The organism is Pelodictyon phaeoclathratiforme BU-1 (assembly GCF_000020645.1).
GTDB classification, from domain to species: domain Bacteria; phylum Bacteroidota; class Chlorobiia; order Chlorobiales; family Chlorobiaceae; genus Chlorobium; species Chlorobium phaeoclathratiforme.
This window is the reverse complement of record NC_011060.1, coordinates 1,320,687-1,336,665: the sequence shown is the minus strand read 5'-3', so window position 1 is coordinate 1,336,665 and position 15,979 is coordinate 1,320,687. Positions and strand designations below refer to the sequence as shown.

General features: G+C 51.5%; 18 protein-coding genes, 1 pseudogene and 1 riboswitch. Of the genes and pseudogenes, 4 read left to right on the top strand and 15 right to left on the bottom strand.

What is annotated here, in order from left to right; genetic code table 11:
- Window positions 1-38: 38 nt before the first annotated feature.
- From PPHA_RS06355 to PPHA_RS06345, 3 genes are all read right to left on the bottom strand, one after another.
- The gene (locus tag PPHA_RS06355; protein ID WP_012508033.1) at window positions 39-440 is read right to left on the bottom strand and encodes a PIN domain-containing protein; all 402 of its coding nucleotides are present in this window, start codon (window positions 438-440) and stop codon (window positions 39-41) included.
- Window positions 437-685 (bottom strand): AbrB/MazE/SpoVT family DNA-binding domain-containing protein, encoded by a 249-nt coding sequence (locus PPHA_RS06350; protein WP_012508032.1) that lies wholly within the window; start codon window positions 683-685, stop codon window positions 437-439. The genes PPHA_RS06355 and PPHA_RS06350 overlap by 4 nt, the downstream gene beginning before the upstream one ends.
- Window positions 686-811: 126 nt before the next feature.
- Complete coding sequence (locus PPHA_RS06345; RefSeq protein ID WP_012508031.1) at window positions 812-1,150, bottom strand: hypothetical protein; 339 nt, start codon at window positions 1,148-1,150, stop codon at window positions 812-814.
- Between the two features lie 224 nt (window positions 1,151-1,374).
- Here PPHA_RS06345 and PPHA_RS06340 point away from each other — a divergent pair, with 224 nt between their 5' ends.
- Complete coding sequence (locus PPHA_RS06340; protein ID WP_012508030.1) at window positions 1,375-1,830, top strand: SET domain-containing protein-lysine N-methyltransferase; 456 nt, start codon at window positions 1,375-1,377, stop codon at window positions 1,828-1,830.
- 9 nt (window positions 1,831-1,839) lie between these two features.
- Here the strand turns inward: PPHA_RS06340 and PPHA_RS06335 are convergent, their stop codons facing one another.
- The 12 genes from PPHA_RS06335 to PPHA_RS06280 all read right to left on the bottom strand — a co-directional run bounded on the left by PPHA_RS06335 (window position 1,840) and on the right by PPHA_RS06280 (window position 13,503).
- Window positions 1,840-3,033 carry an iron-containing alcohol dehydrogenase gene (locus PPHA_RS06335; RefSeq protein WP_012508029.1) on the bottom strand — a complete coding sequence of 398 codons (1,194 nt, stop codon included), beginning with the start codon at window positions 3,031-3,033 and terminating at the stop codon, window positions 1,840-1,842.
- A gap of 13 nt (window positions 3,034-3,046) precedes the next feature.
- Window positions 3,047-3,247 carry a type II toxin-antitoxin system RelE/ParE family toxin gene (locus PPHA_RS16775; RefSeq protein WP_397234026.1) on the bottom strand — a complete coding sequence of 67 codons (201 nt, stop codon included), beginning with the start codon at window positions 3,245-3,247 and terminating at the stop codon, window positions 3,047-3,049.
- Window positions 3,248-3,296: 49 nt separating this feature from the next.
- The gene (locus tag PPHA_RS06325; protein WP_012508027.1) at window positions 3,297-3,515 is read right to left on the bottom strand and encodes a ribbon-helix-helix protein, CopG family; all 219 of its coding nucleotides are present in this window, start codon (window positions 3,513-3,515) and stop codon (window positions 3,297-3,299) included.
- A gap of 66 nt (window positions 3,516-3,581) precedes the next feature.
- The gene (gene cbiR / locus PPHA_RS06320; protein WP_012508026.1) at window positions 3,582-4,388 is read right to left on the bottom strand and encodes a cobamide remodeling phosphodiesterase CbiR; all 807 of its coding nucleotides are present in this window, start codon (window positions 4,386-4,388) and stop codon (window positions 3,582-3,584) included.
- A gap of 5 nt (window positions 4,389-4,393) precedes the next feature.
- On the bottom strand, window positions 4,394-5,659 hold the full coding sequence (locus PPHA_RS06315) for an ABC transporter ATP-binding protein (RefSeq protein WP_012508025.1): 1,266 nt from the start codon (window positions 5,657-5,659) through the stop codon (window positions 4,394-4,396).
- 1 nt (window position 5,660) lies between these two features.
- Window positions 5,661-6,698, bottom strand: a complete 1,038-nt coding sequence (locus PPHA_RS06310; RefSeq protein ID WP_012508024.1) for a FecCD family ABC transporter permease — start codon at window positions 6,696-6,698, stop codon at window positions 5,661-5,663.
- The gene (cobO, locus tag PPHA_RS06305) at window positions 6,698-7,228 is read right to left on the bottom strand and encodes a cob(I)yrinic acid a,c-diamide adenosyltransferase (protein WP_012508023.1); all 531 of its coding nucleotides are present in this window, start codon (window positions 7,226-7,228) and stop codon (window positions 6,698-6,700) included. Before cobO ends, PPHA_RS06310 begins: the two co-directional genes overlap by 1 nt.
- A 21-nt stretch (window positions 7,229-7,249) precedes the next feature.
- Window positions 7,250-8,209 carry an adenosylcobinamide-phosphate synthase CbiB gene (gene cbiB / locus PPHA_RS06300; protein ID WP_012508022.1) on the bottom strand — a complete coding sequence of 320 codons (960 nt, stop codon included), beginning with the start codon at window positions 8,207-8,209 and terminating at the stop codon, window positions 7,250-7,252.
- A gap of 7 nt (window positions 8,210-8,216) precedes the next feature.
- A complete protein-coding gene (cobD, locus tag PPHA_RS06295) occupies window positions 8,217-9,299 on the bottom strand; it encodes a threonine-phosphate decarboxylase CobD (protein WP_012508021.1) in 1,083 nt (360 codons plus the stop codon).
- Complete coding sequence (locus PPHA_RS06290; protein ID WP_012508020.1) at window positions 9,296-10,807, bottom strand: cobyric acid synthase; 1,512 nt, start codon at window positions 10,805-10,807, stop codon at window positions 9,296-9,298. The genes cobD and PPHA_RS06290 overlap by 4 nt, the downstream gene beginning before the upstream one ends.
- A complete protein-coding gene (gene bluB, locus PPHA_RS06285) occupies window positions 10,801-11,460 on the bottom strand; it encodes a 5,6-dimethylbenzimidazole synthase (protein WP_012508019.1) in 660 nt (219 codons plus the stop codon). Before bluB ends, PPHA_RS06290 begins: the two co-directional genes overlap by 7 nt.
- A gap of 87 nt (window positions 11,461-11,547) precedes the next feature.
- On the bottom strand, window positions 11,548-13,503 hold the full coding sequence (locus PPHA_RS06280; RefSeq protein ID WP_012508018.1) for a TonB-dependent receptor plug domain-containing protein: 1,956 nt from the start codon (window positions 13,501-13,503) through the stop codon (window positions 11,548-11,550).
- A 270-nt stretch (window positions 13,504-13,773) separates the two neighbouring features.
- Window positions 13,774-14,016, bottom strand: a riboswitch (cobalamin riboswitch).
- A 290-nt stretch (window positions 14,017-14,306) separates the two neighbouring features.
- Here PPHA_RS06280 and trmB point away from each other — a divergent pair.
- The 3 genes and pseudogenes from trmB to PPHA_RS15915 all read left to right on the top strand — a co-directional run bounded on the left by trmB (window position 14,307) and on the right by PPHA_RS15915 (window position 15,935).
- Window positions 14,307-14,915, top strand: coding sequence for a tRNA (guanine(46)-N(7))-methyltransferase TrmB (gene trmB, locus PPHA_RS06275; protein WP_223293999.1), 609 nt, complete (start codon window positions 14,307-14,309; stop codon window positions 14,913-14,915).
- Between the two features lie 194 nt (window positions 14,916-15,109).
- Window positions 15,110-15,355, top strand: a pseudogene (locus PPHA_RS16630) (hypothetical protein); the annotation flags it as partial.
- 103 nt (window positions 15,356-15,458) lie between these two features.
- The gene (locus PPHA_RS15915; RefSeq protein ID WP_190274033.1) at window positions 15,459-15,935 is read left to right on the top strand and encodes a hypothetical protein; all 477 of its coding nucleotides are present in this window, start codon (window positions 15,459-15,461) and stop codon (window positions 15,933-15,935) included.
- Window positions 15,936-15,979: the final 44 nt, after the last annotated feature.

The following is a 15,979-nucleotide window of genomic DNA, read 5'->3' as shown; positions in this document are numbered from 1 at the left end:
GCTGCAACCAACGTGCAAGCTGTTTGCTTCGTTGACACCTACTCCACAAGGAGTGCAAATAGATCTGATTTTGCTGCCTTTTTATCGAACGTCAACACCTGTTCACAGCCGGACGATACAGCATCAAAGGCGATCAAGAGATCCGAAAGATCAAGATTATTTTTGCGAGCATCTGCAATAAAAGAGCTTACGGCTGACTGAGCATCAAAGACAAGAATGGGAAGCAGCAAAAGCTCTCCAAGAGCATCAAGAATTTCTTGCCGTTGAATTTCATAAGCAGAATCGAGCACCCAGATCAGTTCAAGAAGAACAGGAATTGAAACAAGGAAAGCTGTTTTCTCCGTCTCGGCAGTTTTAAACAACCGATAGACACGATCAGCCTGCCCGGCATCGTCACGGACAAGAAATCGGACAAGAATATTGGTATCGAGGGCATTCACAACTCTTGCTGTCGGAATTTTTGCCGAATCGCTTTATTGATGGCCTCAGTTGAAAGAGCTTTTCTTTCCGGATTATACAGCTTACCAAAAAGCTCATCAACATTTTTCTTAATTGGAGTGACAACGATGTGTCCCCCATGATCGCATGAAAAATCAAGCTTGTCTCCCGAATGCAGTCCAAAAATCTCACGAACCTCTTTCGGTATGGTCACCTGACCTTTGCTTGTCAGTGTTGCAATAGACATCTAAACCCTCTTACTCTTTACATTAATTCTTACATAACAGTAAGGAACAATAACAAAAAAAAGCACAAAAAGTTTCGATACGAAACAAATGAAAGTTCAGTTCACGGGAAGCATGGCATGAGCCTCTCATTCGGGCAAAGTAATATCCCCAATGATACTATTGAAATCAACCGGAAAAGAGGGTTCAATGTTATTGAAGCTGTCCCGTCCTTCAGGCATGGTGTGAATCCCTTTCGGCAGACTCTCATGCTCAATGATGTATTGACGAAGATAATTGGTGAGACGGTAATAGCCACTCGGCTTACCGGTAGACTCAAGTATCGGCTTGCCTACGGCCCAACCCTCAACGATTTGCTCAATTGTTGCCTGGTAGAGAGCCCTTTTCCGGTTTCGCTCCAGGCTTTCCTGCTCTTCTTTCCCCATTGCAGCGGCACTGGAAACCGTTTTTTTTGAAACAGCAGACATTTCTGTATCCGGATTTAATGGTTTAGTATTTAAAGTTGAAAACAAAATATAAGAATAAGCGCTCTTTTTCTCTGTATCAACAAGACAAGTGCTTGAGAATCTTCTGCTGATCGCTCTTGCAACCCCTGAAATATTGCTATTTTCCATGAATTTTCACGACGAACCTGCCGGGTGGCTTCAGCTTCAGCTTCGGCGCGTCCTTTTTCCAACCCTGCTCCAAGCTTATGAACATCAACATGTTCGTTATCATTCCCGTCATGCTTCTTATTGGCATGATCGCCGGTAGTGCAATCGGCTTTTTCCTTGCAAAAAAAAATTTCGCAGGCCAGAGAGGAGTGGTTACGATCGGAGCATCAACCGTCAGCGGACGGGGAGCGTTTGCCCTGAAAAAGATCAGTGAGGGCGACATTATTGAGCGCTGCCCTGCCCTTGAGGTGACCGATCAGGACGTCGGGGGTGAACTGCTGAACTATGTCTTTTACGGCAGCACAGAAAGCGCCCGCCTTGTGGTGATGGGCAACGGTATGCTCTTCAACCATTCATCGACACCCAACGTCGCTTACTACCGAGAGCAGGGAGCACTCGGGGTGGAACTTGTCCTCTATGCGTTACGCAATATCAACGAGGGTGAAGAGCTCTTCTACACCTACGGAGATGACTGGTGGAGCACCAGGGCATGATGCACAAATTCACAACCGCTTTGAGAGAATCCGTTTCATGGCGGCATGGTCAAGCACAACGGCATTGCTTTTGCTGCGGGTAGCAGTGACAATACCATCAAGATCTTCCAGATTGAGCCCATAACTGCGCAACCGGGGAAAAGAGAGGCTCTCCTGCCACTCTTCAAGCGTTTCGACCAGACGTTCGCAGCCTGCAGGAACATCCTTTGCGGCAACTCCCGAGAGTATGACGCCAGCTTTGGCATATTTCTGCAAAGCCGGGTGACTCCCATCAATTGCGCGGAGTTGAGCGACATTCTCCCTTGTCGCTTCAGCAAGCAGGGTGGCGCAGAGTGTGCCGTGCGGTATGTCGATCAGGCCACCCACAGACGAAGCAAAGCCGTGCACAATCCCGAGACCGGCATTGGCAAGCGCAATACCCGACATCAGTGCGGCATAGGCAACGTCACCCCGCACAGCGCTGTCGCCTGAGCAGACAGTGCAGGCGGAAAGAAAGGAGCGACTGAAATGTTCAAGGCCGCTGCAGGCAAGGGCATCGGTATAAGGCGTAGCAAAGGGCGACGTATAGGCTTCAAGAAGCTGGGTACAGGCGTCCATCCCTGATGCCGCCGTTAATTCCGGTGAAACGGTCACCATGAGTTCAGGATCAACAAGGGCGATATCGGGCACAAATGCTGCATGGCGGAGAGAACGCTTGAAGCCGTTCCGGCCAACCCGGCTGATGACCGCATTGTTCGTCACCTCGCTTCCGGTACCCGATGTTGTCGGCACAGCAATGAAGGGCACCTTACGCCCGTCATGCTGCATGAAACCCTCCTGCCCCTCGATAAAACGCTCAACCGGAAGATCATAACGCAACATGGCCGAAATGGCCTTGCCTGCATCAAGCACACTGCCCCCACCGACCGCCAGAACAGCATCAACAGAAAATTCACGGTAATATGAAACAGCGCCGTCAACAAGTTCCGGAGAGGGTTCCCGGTCAACGACAAGATGAAAGGAGTGTAAACCGTCACGGTGCAATCCATCAAAAAGAGAGGTTAAACGGCCTGACCGCTGCAAAGCTCGACTTCCGGTGACTACCAGAATATTTTTACCAAAGCTTCCGGCAAGTTCCGCAAGCCGGGAAAAGCGCCCGGCACCGAAATAAATTGACGGGAGCGGCAGCAGGGTGAAATCAAGGGGAGAGGTTATTGTAATCATAAGAGATAAATTGTCAGATATCACGCTTATACACATCTCGCCGATGGGCAATTCTCAAAATGATAACCTCTTCATCCAAAACACAATAAATTACACGGTAGTCACCAACCCGATATTTCCGAAGGCCAACAAAACGTCCTTTAAGAAGCGGATTTGACTTTGGATTCTTGACAAGTTCTTGCTCAATCTGATCATAAATCCGTTGTGCATCCAAACGGGATAACTGCCGTAGGTCGCACTGAACCGACTTCTTGTAACCAACACTATATGCCAAGAGAGTCCCTCATCTCTTTGTCCGAAATAACAGGATCATCCGCATCATGAAGCCGGTCATAGGCTATCTGAAGATCAGAAACCTCCTCAACCCAGGACTCCAAAGCCTTCTGTATAATGAAGGAACGACTTCTCTCGCTCTCTTTCGCTATCCCCTCCAACCGCTTCACCAGCTCATCCGGCAATCTCACCGATATCGCAGTATTCATAGTATCAAGCCCTCCTTATCTTCAATTGCATTGAAATATCTTTTCACGTATTACAATGTAATACAATCAGTCTGAGAGTACAAACCGCTCCATCACCCTGCAGGAGGAGTCAAAATCCTCCTGCGAAAAAATTTCGAGGGTAAAAACCCTGCTTTGTACAGGCGCATCCGTGAGTGCTTTCATCACCAGATCAAGCGCTTCAGGCTTCATGAAGGAGAGAGAGTTGTGATCCTTTCCCTCAAGCGTGCCATGCATGTGCAGCACCCTGGCATAAGGCAGGTAACGCTCAAGATACTCTGCGGTTGGAAAGCCGTAGAACTCAAGATGGCCAACATCGAGCGTAACGGAGAGGCCGAACGCTTCGACCACAGGCCAGACAAGCTCGAAGGGGTAGTTGAGATTTTCAGCACAGAATTCTGATGCCGGAACAGCGGTACCCTTCAGAAGCATCGAAATGGAATCGTGAAGTGCCTCCGTAAAGAGTCTCTTTTCATCTGCAGAAAATGCGTTGATATCGACACCCGGCCCCGCTTCGAAATGCATGACATAGGCTGATTTCGGCAAATCGCGGGTCAGCTCGATAATTCTCAGGCATTTGCCGACTGAGCGTTCCCGCTCACTGCGGTCAGGATGGCCGAGATAGACGTCAAGCGGCAGGTGCACCGAATAGGTCAGTGCAGAGGCTTCGGCAAGTTCCGCCAGCTTCTGCATATCCCCCGGAGAGGGCAGGTTGCTGAATTCATCCGACTCAAAGAGTACCAGCTCAATATCGTCCACCTTATCCTTGAGAAACTCAACATTAGGAATGATATCAGCAGGAATGATGTAGGAACTTGTCCCGAAACGAAAGGGAAATTGCTGTTTGCAGATCATGATTTTCAGTGGTGTAATTGTTGCTGAAGCTGGGCTACCAGCTCATGAATGGAGTGCCAGTTGAGCGCGCCGGAACGCTTCAGACGGGCGGCGAAATCAACAGCCGCCTTTCCCTCGGTATAGTCCCTTTCGCCGATACCGGCGGCAAGCAACACGGTTTTGCCTCGTTTGAGCGCCTCTTCGGCAAGCTGAAGATTGACCAGATTTCCTGAACCAAAAGGCACCTGACTGAGCACCACAGCGTCAGCATTCGTAATCATCTCCATCGCTTTTGCAATGGCCGCAGCGCCGACCGGCGAAAAAGGCTGTTCAAGCACAACGGGGATGTTGAGCGCCCTGGCCGCTTCGGCATCAGAATCAAGGCGATTTAAAACACCGCTGGTCACCTCGTACCCCTCAATGAGGAGCCTGCGATAAAGCTCAATGCCGCTTCCCCCGCCAGCAATAACATGAACACTCCTCTCCAGCTTCCGGCGCCGCCTCAGACTGTCAATCGCTCCCGATACCTGAAGATAACCGGTATAGGGATCCTGCTGCACCGTAAGGTCGCAATCATAGACCCGGCTCAGCAATGCAGGCTCCAGCACCTCGGCTGGCGTTCCCGCTTTTGCAACGGTGCCAGCCTCCATCAGCAGAAATCGGTCGGAGATTCCGGCAGAGAGCGTCAGGTCATGGCTCACCAGCAGAATGGTCATCCGCTTTTCGCGGTTCAGGTTCATCAGAATCTGAAGCACCTCCTGGCGATGGTTGATATCGAGGTGGGAAATTGACTCATCGAGCATGATGATTTTCGGCTCCTGTGCAAGCACCATGGCGAGGGCAACGCGCTGCTGCTCTCCCCCGCTCAGCTCGGTAAAGAAGCGGTCGCGCAACCCAAGAACATCGGTATAAATCATGGAGCGCTCAACAAGGTCATGATCGAGCGAAGAGGGAGTTCCCCACCACCCCATGGAGCTGATTCGGCCATTCATCACAATCTGGCTGACAGTAAAGGCCATTGGCGAATCGATCTTCTGCGGAACAACGCCGAGCAGGGATGCGCGAACGGCAGGCTTGATGTGCTGAACATCCTGCCCGAAAAGCTCAACCTTGCCTGAGAGGGGTTTCAGCAGTGCGGCTGCGGTTTTTAAAAGGGTACTTTTTCCGCAGCCGTTGGGGCCGATAAGCGAGACAAACTCCCCCTCCTTTACCGTGAAACTCACGTTATCGAGCACCCGTCTCTGCTTGTATCCGGCGGAAACATTCCTGAATGTCAAGGCTTCCTGTTCCATACTATGCTATCCAGGCCTGTTTCATTCTCCGCTGGAGAATAATGAGAAAAAATGGGCCCCCGGCAAGGGCGGTCACCACACCGACCGGTATCTCGATTGGAGCAAGCAGGGTACGGGCCACGGCATCACACAAAACCAGAAAAGCTCCCCCACCAAGAGCGGCGAGAGGAACAAGCTTGCGGTGATCCGGTCCGAAGAGGGCCCGCATGACATGGGGCACAATAAGGCCGACAAAACCGATCATGCCGGAAAGGGAGACGGCGGTTGCGGCAAGCAGCGTTGCAAAGAGAAGGCCGATGACAATCACAAAGTCGGCACGCAATCCCTGATAATGGGCCATCTCGCGACCAAGTGCAAGCGCGTTGAGCTGAGGAGAGAGAATCCAGATTCCGCCAAGACCGGCAAAAATAAGACCAGCGGAGAGGAGTTGCTGGCTGGCGGTGACCGGCTGCAGACTGCCGAGCATCCACCAGATAACATTGTGCATCCCCTCAACACTTGCCGTAGAGACCAGAAACATGACGATGCTTGAACAGATCGAGCTTACGATAACGCCGCTGAGAATCAGGCTGTACACAGAGGGCTGGCCACTCGATCCCTGGCTTGCAATCCCATAGACCACCATCAGCGTCAGAACAGCAGAAATAAAGGCGACAACTGGCAGACCGAGAGTGGTTAGCAGACCCGACCCGGCAAGAATGGTGAGGGTTGCTCCAAGACCGGCCCCGCCGCTGACCCCCAAAACATAGGGCTCGGCAAGAGGATTGCGCAGAAGCGCCTGAAAGACCACACCGGATGCCGAGAGCGCTGCACCGGTCATCATCCCCATCAAAAGACGGCTGAAGCGGAGCGAAAGAATTGCGTTTCCCGATGGTGATTGCATATCCGGAATGCCGATACCGGATGGACCGAGAAGCATGGAGAGGGCGAGCAAAAGGAGGAGAGCCGCAAAAAAGAGCACAATCCTCACCGTTGTCCTCACCTTGCCTTTACCGGTAAAGCTGTTATCAGCGCATATCGGAGAACCCTTCATGCCCATCAGTTTTCCACACCCTTTTGTGCCGGAATCCCCTGTTCATAACCATGCTTGATCATCTTCATTTCTGTAACCGTATCGGCGGCAGCAACAAGCGCTTCCGGAGCATTTCTGCCCGTCATCACCACAATCTTGCCACTCCCTCCTTCGGAACGGAGCGCCTCAAGCAGAGGATCAAGGGGGATAAGATTCTGGCCAAGAGCGAAACAGAGTTCATCAAGCAACACAAAGTCGAAATCAGATGCATGCAGCGCGGCGATGGCTGCATCAAGCCCTTTACGCGCCGCAATCCGGTGCAGTTCCATTTTCGGACTTTCAGGATCTCTCGGAAGAAATCCCTCGCCGAACTGCTCCCATTCCACCCCGTCAAGATTGCGGAAAAATTTCTGTTCGCCAACCGAATCGTCAGATTTAACAAACTGGATCACTCTGGCACGCATACCGTGGCCCAGCGCTCTTGCCAGCATCCCGAATGCCGCTGTACTTTTTCCCTTGCCGTTTCCAGTGAAGAGCAGAATACGTTGTTGTTTCATAACATCATATATTATTGGGGTTCAACCCGCTGATTGTATCAAAATCCTGATACCCATGCCTGCGCCAAGAAAGAGCACAGCGGTCATCCACATCAGCGCAATACTCTGGCGGATGACAAGTGCGGTGCACTTCCCCGGCTTGACGCCAAGCAGGGGGGCGTGCTCCACAACACCGCCATAACTGCGCTGGCCGCCAAAGGTGACGCCAAGGGCTCCGGCAAATGCTGATTCCGGGTAACCGGCATTGGGACTGGCGTGCAGCCGCGCTCCCTTCCAGACCGATTTGAAGATATCAAAAAACCTGAGTTTGCCGATCACCGCCGCAACAGCTATCAGGATGACAGTCAATCGTGCAGGAAAATAGTTGGCCAGATCATCCAGCTTTGCTGATGCCCATCCGAACTCCAGATAACGCTCATTTTTATACCCGAAGGTGGAATCAAGGGTATTGATCGCTTTATAGGCTATTGCTCCGACCGGGCCAAAAAGCAGCGCATAGAACAAGGGGGCGGTGACTCCGTCAACGGAGTTTTCAGCGACACTCTCTGTTGCAGCAAGCGCTATGCCACCTTCATCCAGAGAGGCCGTATCTCGACCAACCATTAAGGCAACCTTCTGGCGGGCCAGTTCTTTGTCACCCGCTTCAAGCGCGGCCTGTACCGCCCCGGCATGGTCACCAAGAGACCTGACTGCAAACGAGCTGAAAAGCAGGTAGATCCCAACGGCTAACCCTGCCACACGATGCAGTTGGCTGGCCATGGCAATAAGAAGCCAGGCTGATCCGGCAGAAGCGCCCACAACAATGATAACGGCGAGAATCCCGGCCAGACGAAGCGGCAGACGGGTAAGACGCAACCGCTCCTCGGTAATATGGGCAAACCAGCCTATCCACTGAACAGGATGAGAGATCCAGCGAGGATCGCCAAACAGAAGATCAAGCGTAAAGGCTAACGGGAGTATAAACTCATTCATAAAGTTCATAAACGACTCAACAAGATTGTAGTGAAGCGGAAGCTGCCCGGAGGGCATCAAGGAGAGCGCTGTTCTCCCCGGGGCTCCTCACAGCAAAGCGGAAATAGTTCTCCTCAAGACCGGAAAAATTCCGGCAATCCCTGACATAAATACCTTTGCCCTCAAGATAAGGAAGCAATGCATCAAGTGAGCAGCCGCCTTTCCATTGAACCAGGAAAAAATTGGCAGCTCCACCGACAACTCTCATTCCATCAATAGTCGAAAACGACTCGGCGATCCTCTTTCGTTCAGAAAAAATCATCTCACGCAGCGCCTCTTCATAAGCGCCGCACTCAAGCAGCAATGGAGCAACCGACTCGGCAATGGCATTGACCGTCCAGGGCTCCTTGTAGTTGAGCAATCTCCGGATAATGTCGGGATGGGCAATCACAGCTCCAAGGCGCAACCCCGGCAGTGCATAGAATTTGGTGAGCGAGTGCAGCACAATGACATTTTTCAGCGCCAGCACCTTCCCCATCAGGGAGTTGTCGGGGAAAGCAGGAGTAAACTGGATAAAAGCCTCATCAAGAATAAACCACTTGTCGGGAAAACGGCTTGCCAGCGCCATGATCATCTCTGGAGGCGCCTCCGTTCCCGTAGGGTTGTTGGGATTTGCCGCAACAAAAGCGTCGGCATGAAGCAGGGCATCGGCCAGCAGCTCAATGGAGGGCAACTGAAAGCCGTTTTCAGGGGCAAGAGGAAGAAACGTAATCTCTGCGCCAGCCATCCTTCCCGCCCTTTCGTACTCGTAAAAGGAGGGGGTGAGCAGCAGAAGACGGCGAAGCCCGAGAGCCCTCGGAAGCAGGTAGATCCCTTCAATCGCACCATTGAGGGGAAGCACCATAGCGCCATCGAAACCAAACTTCCCTTTATAAAACGTTTTTATACCCTGGCCATCAATCGAAGGATAGGCCTGAAGAGCAAAAGAGTCGAGCGAAAGAGCGCCAAGAGGAGGAGAGAGGGGACTGATATTGACGCTGAAATCAAGCGCCGTCCCGCTCACCTGAGCAGCATGATTGAGGTTCGCCCCACCATGCTGATGATGATAGAGAGTGGTCATGAATGCACCTTGTCAATGATGGTAAAAATTTTGTTCAGGTCAAGGTGGCTGGAGAAGTGATCCGCAAGCAGTTCATAGCTCTCCTGACGACCCTTTTCATGCTTTTGGAGCCTGTATGATGGTTCCAAAAGAGAGAGAAACCACTGCTTGACAGACGATTCATCGAAAAGAGCATGAAAGTAGCTGCCCATTACCCTGCCGTCACTGCTCACCGCTCCGTCAAGCTCATCCTCCGGGCGGTTGTTCCGAGCCGTTACCCTGATGAAAGGCGTGCAGAGATCGGAAACAACACTTCGGCCCATATGAATCTCATACCCTGAAGCTTCTGCGCTTGTTCCGATAACAGTACCCCTTGCATTTGCAAGGCATTTATCCTGTTCAAGCACCGTTTCAACATCGAGCAGTGCGAGTGCCTTTGTTGTGCCAGCAGAACCTTCAACCCCATAAGGATCAGCAATGGAGTTCCCGAGCATCTGGTAACCTCCGCAAATACCCATGATGATCCCCCCCTCTGCCCTGAAGGCCCGGATTTCAGCCTCCCAGCCAAGTGAGTAAAGCCAGGCAAGATCGCCCCGCACATTTTTTGACCCCGGAAGAATGAGCGCCTTATACCCTTTCAGTGACCTCGGGTAGTGGAGATAGTGCAGCTCAACCGCCGGATCATGCTCAAGCGGCGAAAGATCGGTAAAATTGGAGATATGGGGAAAATAGATAGCTGCAACCCCGATTTTACCCTCTTCAGGGCCGCCTGCAGGATCGACCTTGGCCGAGAGCGGTACGGCATCTTCGGCATCAATGGCAAAGCCCCTGAAATATGGGATAACCCCGAGCACCGGAATTCCGGTCATCGATTCAAGCATCTCCACGCCATCACGAAACAGATCGATATCCCCTCGAAAGCGGTTGATGATAACCCCTTTAACCAGTGCGCGATCTTCGGCAGGAAGAACGGCAAGCGTTCCAACCACCTGACCGAAAACTCCCCCACGGTCAATATCTGCGACAAGAATAACGGATGCGCCAGAGAGTCTTGCTGTTCTGAAATTGACAAAATCGCGGTCGTACAGGTTCATCTCGGCACAGGAACCAGCCCCTTCGATAACCACCACTTCATGGCGCTTCATAAGCCGTTCAAGACTTTCACGGGCAGCCTCAGCCCAGAGGGAGGTATCCCTGAAATAGCCCTTCGCCGTCTCCGTCGAACAGACTTTTCCCTGCAACACCACCTGCGCTCCGGTATCGGAGTTCGGTTTCAGGAGCACGGGGTTCATATCAGCCGTTGGCACAACCCTGGCGGCCTCGGCCTGGACAATCTGCGCTCGACCGATTTCACAGCCGTCCGGAGTGACACCGGAGTTGTTAGACATGTTCTGCGCCTTGTAGGGTGCAACATCGATGCCTGCGTTGTTGAAAATCCGGCAGAGCGCCGTAGCAACAATGCTTTTGCCGACGTCAGAAGCGGTGCCAAAGATGGCAAGAGCCCGTGACTCATGTTCAGCTTTTACCATGTTTCGTGATGGACAAGAGTTTCAAGCTCCATTCTCGGTAGCCAGCCCGCCTGCTCAAGTTCCGGCGTTGCATGAAAAAAGCTGACATAGCCCACGGTGAGATAGGCCACCGGCACAATATGGTCAGGAATACCAAGCGCCTCACGGATATGATCGTGATGGACAATGCTGACCCAGCCAACACCGAGATTTTCAGCCCTTGCCGCAAGCCAGAGGTTCTGCACCGCACAGACCGAACTGTAGAGATCCATCTCCGGGTTCGCTGTCCGCCCAATCACCACCTCCCCGCTGCGCGAACGATCACAGGTGACGCAGATTCCGAGCGCCGACTCCATGATCCCTTCAAGCTTGAAGGTACGGTAAGCATCCTGCCTTTCACCGCCGAACATTCCGGCCGCCTCCGCATGGGCAATCTCAAACCCCTCCTTCACTTTTCGGCGTGTCTCAACATCTTTCACCACAATAAAATCCCACGGCTGCATAAAGCCGACACTTGGGGCATGATGCGCTGCATCAAGGAGGCGTGCTATCACCTCATCCGGCACCATGTCGGGCAGGAACTGTCCACGGACATCGCGTCGGCTGTAAATCACCTTGTAGAGAGCCTCTCTTTCCGCCTCGGTAATGGTCATGTTTGTTGTCAGGTTACTCATGTTCCTCTCATGTCAGTGTCAGAGCGGACAGCAGGGCCATTCATCAATCACCCTTGTTGCCCACAACAACGTATTGATAAAAATGCTTCAAATATCAGCCTTCAATCCAAACACAACGGTACGACCTGGCATCGTGTACCCCTTTACATACTGGTACTGGCGATCAAACAGATTATCGACCTCTGCTTTCAGGGTAATACCCAATCCCTTCTTTCCCTCCGTACCAAGCGAAAATCTCTTCGAAGCTGACACATTAGCGACAGCAAAACTGCCTTTCGTGACAACGAGTCCTGACCAACTACTCTCATAATCCTGAATCATACTCTTTCCGGTACAGGCCACACTAAATGCCGCGCTGAAGCCGTTCATATCACGAAGACGCAGACCGGTACTCGCATTCCACTGCGGGGTATAAAGCAGATGTTTTCCTGTAGCGTTATCCTTGTATTCGAGCAAATGCGTGTAATTGACATAGGGCTCAAATACCCATGAAGGAGAGAGGGCGTTCAGTTTCCATGAAAGCTCCGATTCTATTCCTGAAACCCTTGCACTGCCTATATTGCGATAGGTGAATGAATTTGGTGCGGTTGCAACCGTTTCGATCATCCCGGTATAGTCGGTGGTGAACCAGGTGAAGGAGGAGTTCAGCCCCTTGCTGACGACATCAAATCCCGCTTCCCAGGTATCACTGGTCTCAGGATTCAGATCGGGATTGCCGATATAGATTTTTCCGAAAGAGTTGATCTGGCCAGCCAACTCCCTTGCGGAGGGCATTCTGAATCCCTCAGCATAAGAGCCTCTGAGTTTCAGCACATCAGTGAGATGCCAGGCAAGGCCAGCCTGCTGCGAAAAATTATCACTCGATCTTGAGCTTCCCTCGCCTTCGGCCATATCAACCCTGTAATCATCATAACGAATACCCGCCGTCACAATCAACCGGTCATCGAACAAGCCATATTTACCAAGAAGAAAAGCGGCGGGATTCTCATATTTGCTCCAGAGAGGAACAAGCGTCGATTGAAGGTCATACTGCAGCCAGTCAACACCAGCGGTCAGCCTCAGCGACTCTTTTGAAAAGGTCAACTGGGCCTGTGCGCCTCTCTGGTCAACATCGCTGCTGCTTTTATAGGAGTAGACGGGATCGACATACTGGTATTCATCCATACCGGTAAAATAACGGGCCATCCATGAAAAGCGCTTGTCAGACAATGAACCCTCATAGATAAAATCGAGCGAGTGATTATTATTGACCGTGTAACTGGAAAGATCATTCTGACTCAGATAGGAGGGAGAGCCCGCTTTTTCAACATCGAAAGAGTGGTAGTTTATACCAACCCTCTGTCCCGGCAAAAACTCATACCCAATATTGAAGCTCGCAAGGGTCTGGTCGCTGTAACCGGTATTCAGATACCTTTCATTGGAACCGGTTAAATAATCGCCTGAATCAGAAATTGAGAAGCTGCCTGAAAAATCAAGGTTACCGACTCGTCCCTGAGCGCCCACGGCTGTTTTTGAGTAGTCATTGCTTCCAACGTTCTGTTCGATGAAGAGAGAGGGAGCCGCTTCACCCCTGATTGTAATGACATTAACAACACCTCCTATCGCTGCTGAACCATACTGTACGGCCGCCGGGCCACGAATAATTTCGATGCGCTCAACATTGTCAGTCATGATTTTGGCAAGATTGCCCGTGCCGGCACGACGCCCGTCAACAAGCACAAGCACCTTGCCCATCAGATCGTTACCATGCGATTCACTCCTGAACCCTCTGATACCAACCGAAGTCAAGGTTCCGGGATATTTCTGGATTTGTCCAAGATTCTTTTCGGCAAGCAGTGCACCGAGATCCTGTGCTGAGGAGCGCTCAATTTCCTCCCTGCCGATAATGGTAATGTTGGAGGTCACATTTTTCTTTGGCTCCTCAACTCGGCTTGAAGTAACCACCATCTCCTCTCCGGTAAAGCTTTTTGGCTGCTCTTCAGCCAGAAGCCCCCTGCTGCAAAGCAAGCCGGCCACAACGACGAGAAATACTTTTTTGTTCATTTGTTTTTTTCACCTGTTTTCAGTTTTAGAAATACATCAACTGACAGGGGCTATCTGAAGGCGGTGTGTAACTGACAGAAAACAGTGCCGCTGATTTTTTTGCAACAGGGTTCAGCGAAGAAAAACAGAAGAGCGAAACGGGGGGAACGAAGCCCTGTTGTTTCGGAACGCTCTGCAATATTCCGCCAAAACGACGTGCAAAAAGATCAAATGAAAAGCAATGCAAAAGAGATACAGCTTTGCCCCGACTATAACCCGTAGTCCGATCTTGTAATGCAAAAATAACTGGCAGGTCTCCTGACTATAACGGCTTCATACTGTTGCAGGCCTTCCCGCAGTTTTCCAGGGAGGAAAAGAGTGCAGTGACCTGAAACGACTGCTTTCGACAATCCATGATGGCCATGGAGTGTTATTGGCAGCTTACCGTTGTACAGTTGCGGGTACAGTTTACGATTTTCACGTAATTCCCTATTCTCCGGCTTTTAAACCGGCACCAGCTACGACGAAAGAACAGTGGCCCATTTTAAGAAAATTACCCGAGAAAAAAAACAGAGAAAAACATTCATCGGTGATTAGTCCACCCGTTCAGCATATTTCCTGCCAAAAAAACCCGGCAATCTCCTGCAATAAACAACGCCTCATCGATCTATTCTTCAAACTCGTTGAGGCCTCTGTCAGGACTTTACGTATATTCCGACCCTTTTTATGGGAACACCTATAAAAGAGCCGAGTATAGACGCCCTGACGGAGTCGGAACAACGCTTCAGAGCTTCCCATGAATCATAACGCAATCCTGTATGTTCATGGATACCAGAGCGGCATTCTACGAGAACCCTGTCATTATCGCAGATCGGCAAGCATGGGAAGAGATAAATCTTAAGGATGCCGGAACAATCGAGGTTGAAATAGGCTTCGGCAGCGGTGAGTATCTTCTCAGGAGGGCATCGGAATACCCTGACAGACTGTTTATCGGCATCGAAAAGAAATCCGGCCTGATAACGGAGCTTGCAAAAAAGGTTGCAATCCATAACATCGATAACATCCGACTGCTCGAGTCGTGCGCAAGCAACGCCTTTACCCACCTCTTCCCCGCATGTTCTCTTTCACGGGCTTATTCGCTCTTTCCCGATCCCTGGCCAAAAAGAAGGCATATCAAGTACAGACTCTTTTCGCCGCAATACCTGCGCCTGCTCAACAACCGGCTTATTTCAGGCTGCGAAGCGCTCATCGTGACCGACAGCAAAGATTATTATAACTGGGTGCTGAAGCAGCTCCCCGGCACCGGCTTCGAGGTTGAAAACAGCACCATACCAGCACAATTCGACACCAGATTTGAGCGAAAATGGCTGGAACAGGACTTCCGTACCTTCTTCAGGATTCTGCTCAGGAAAACAGAGCACATCGAAGCCTGAACGCCCCGGCACCGCCAACGATCCCGCCTTCAAAGTCACCGGTTTTAAATTCAGGGGATTATGTTGATTGTGATTGAGAATGTTTTTTCAGGAAAGAACGTCATACGGGGAAGAAGGAGTGCATTCTTCCAGGGTCACCCCCCTTGAACCATGAGAGCCTTCGATAATGATTCACTCAATCAAAGAAACCATCCATGAAAAAATCACTTGTTCTGGCCGCCGCAGGGATCGCTGGAGTGCTGCTCTGCACTCCTGTGAGTAATGCCCATGCGGATCTCAATCTGCACCTCAACATAGGGGGCAGTCCCTCAGTGGTAGTAGAAAGAAGTCCCGACTTCATCTACCTCGACGATTACGGTTTAGCCGTTTCCTGGGGATGGAACTACGATGTCATCCGGTACGACGGATTATACTTCATTTACCGCAACGGCGGATGGTTCCGTTCTCCCTCTTTCCGCGGGCCATGGTGTCGTGTCAGAAATTGGGATCTCCCCTACCAGATCAGAAGACATAATTGGAACGATATCAGGCGTCGCCGCGACCTTGAATACCGCAAACAAGACAGAACCTACTGGAACAGGCATTTCGAGGAACAGAGAATCCGCGACAGACGGCCCGATAGCAGACCTGGTTTCAGACCGGGAGACAGACCAGACGGCAGGCCCGACTTCAGACCGGACAGCAGACCCGATGGCAGACCAGACGGAAGGCCTGATTTCAGACCAGACGGCAGACCCGACCAGAGACCTCAGCCACAGAATCAGCCTCAGGGACGACCTGATCAGAGACCTGATGGCAGGCCCGATTACAGACCGGACGGAAGGCCTCAGTCCCAAGATCAGCCTCAGGGACGTCCTGACCAGAGACCAGATGGCAGACCTGATTACAGACCGGACGGAAGGCCTCAGTCTCAAGATCAGCCTCAGGGACGACCTGACCAGAGGCCGGATGGGAGGCCCGATTCCAGACCTGACGGCAGACCCGACGGCAGACCATAGACAGGAGAGGACTCGACCATAAGCAGAAAGAGAGGGAGCCCTTTCTCCGGCTCCCTCTCTCTTTTC

What these genes read in the sequence shown, in the direction of transcription:
- PPHA_RS06350 (WP_012508032.1), bottom strand. Translation starts at nt 685, where the DNA reads ATGTCTATTGCAACACTGACAAGCAAAGGTCAGGTGACCATACCGAAA.
- PPHA_RS06345 (WP_012508031.1), bottom strand. Translation starts at nt 1,150, where the DNA reads ATGTCTGCTGTTTCAAAAAAAACGGTTTCCAGTGCCGCTGCAATGGGG.
- PPHA_RS06340 (WP_012508030.1), top strand. Translation starts at nt 1,375, where the DNA reads ATGAACATCAACATGTTCGTTATCATTCCCGTCATGCTTCTTATTGGC.
- PPHA_RS06335 (WP_012508029.1), bottom strand. Translation starts at nt 3,033, where the DNA reads ATGATTACAATAACCTCTCCCCTTGATTTCACCCTGCTGCCGCTCCCG.
- PPHA_RS06325 (WP_012508027.1), bottom strand. Translation starts at nt 3,515, where the DNA reads ATGAATACTGCGATATCGGTGAGATTGCCGGATGAGCTGGTGAAGCGG.
- cbiR (WP_012508026.1), bottom strand. Translation starts at nt 4,388, where the DNA reads ATGATCTGCAAACAGCAATTTCCCTTTCGTTTCGGGACAAGTTCCTAC.
- PPHA_RS06315 (WP_012508025.1), bottom strand. Translation starts at nt 5,659, where the DNA reads ATGGAACAGGAAGCCTTGACATTCAGGAATGTTTCCGCCGGATACAAG.
- PPHA_RS06310 (WP_012508024.1), bottom strand. Translation starts at nt 6,698, where the DNA reads ATGGGCATGAAGGGTTCTCCGATATGCGCTGATAACAGCTTTACCGGT.
- cobO (WP_012508023.1), bottom strand. Translation starts at nt 7,228, where the DNA reads ATGAAACAACAACGTATTCTGCTCTTCACTGGAAACGGCAAGGGAAAA.
- cbiB (WP_012508022.1), bottom strand. Translation starts at nt 8,209, where the DNA reads ATGAACTTTATGAATGAGTTTATACTCCCGTTAGCCTTTACGCTTGAT.
- cobD (WP_012508021.1), bottom strand. Translation starts at nt 9,299, where the DNA reads ATGACCACTCTCTATCATCATCAGCATGGTGGGGCGAACCTCAATCAT.
- PPHA_RS06290 (WP_012508020.1), bottom strand. Translation starts at nt 10,807, where the DNA reads ATGGTAAAAGCTGAACATGAGTCACGGGCTCTTGCCATCTTTGGCACC.
- bluB (WP_012508019.1), bottom strand. Translation starts at nt 11,460, where the DNA reads ATGAGTAACCTGACAACAAACATGACCATTACCGAGGCGGAAAGAGAG.
- PPHA_RS06280 (WP_012508018.1), bottom strand. Translation starts at nt 13,503, where the DNA reads ATGAACAAAAAAGTATTTCTCGTCGTTGTGGCCGGCTTGCTTTGCAGC.
- trmB (WP_223293999.1), top strand. Translation starts at nt 14,307, where the DNA reads ATGGATACCAGAGCGGCATTCTACGAGAACCCTGTCATTATCGCAGAT.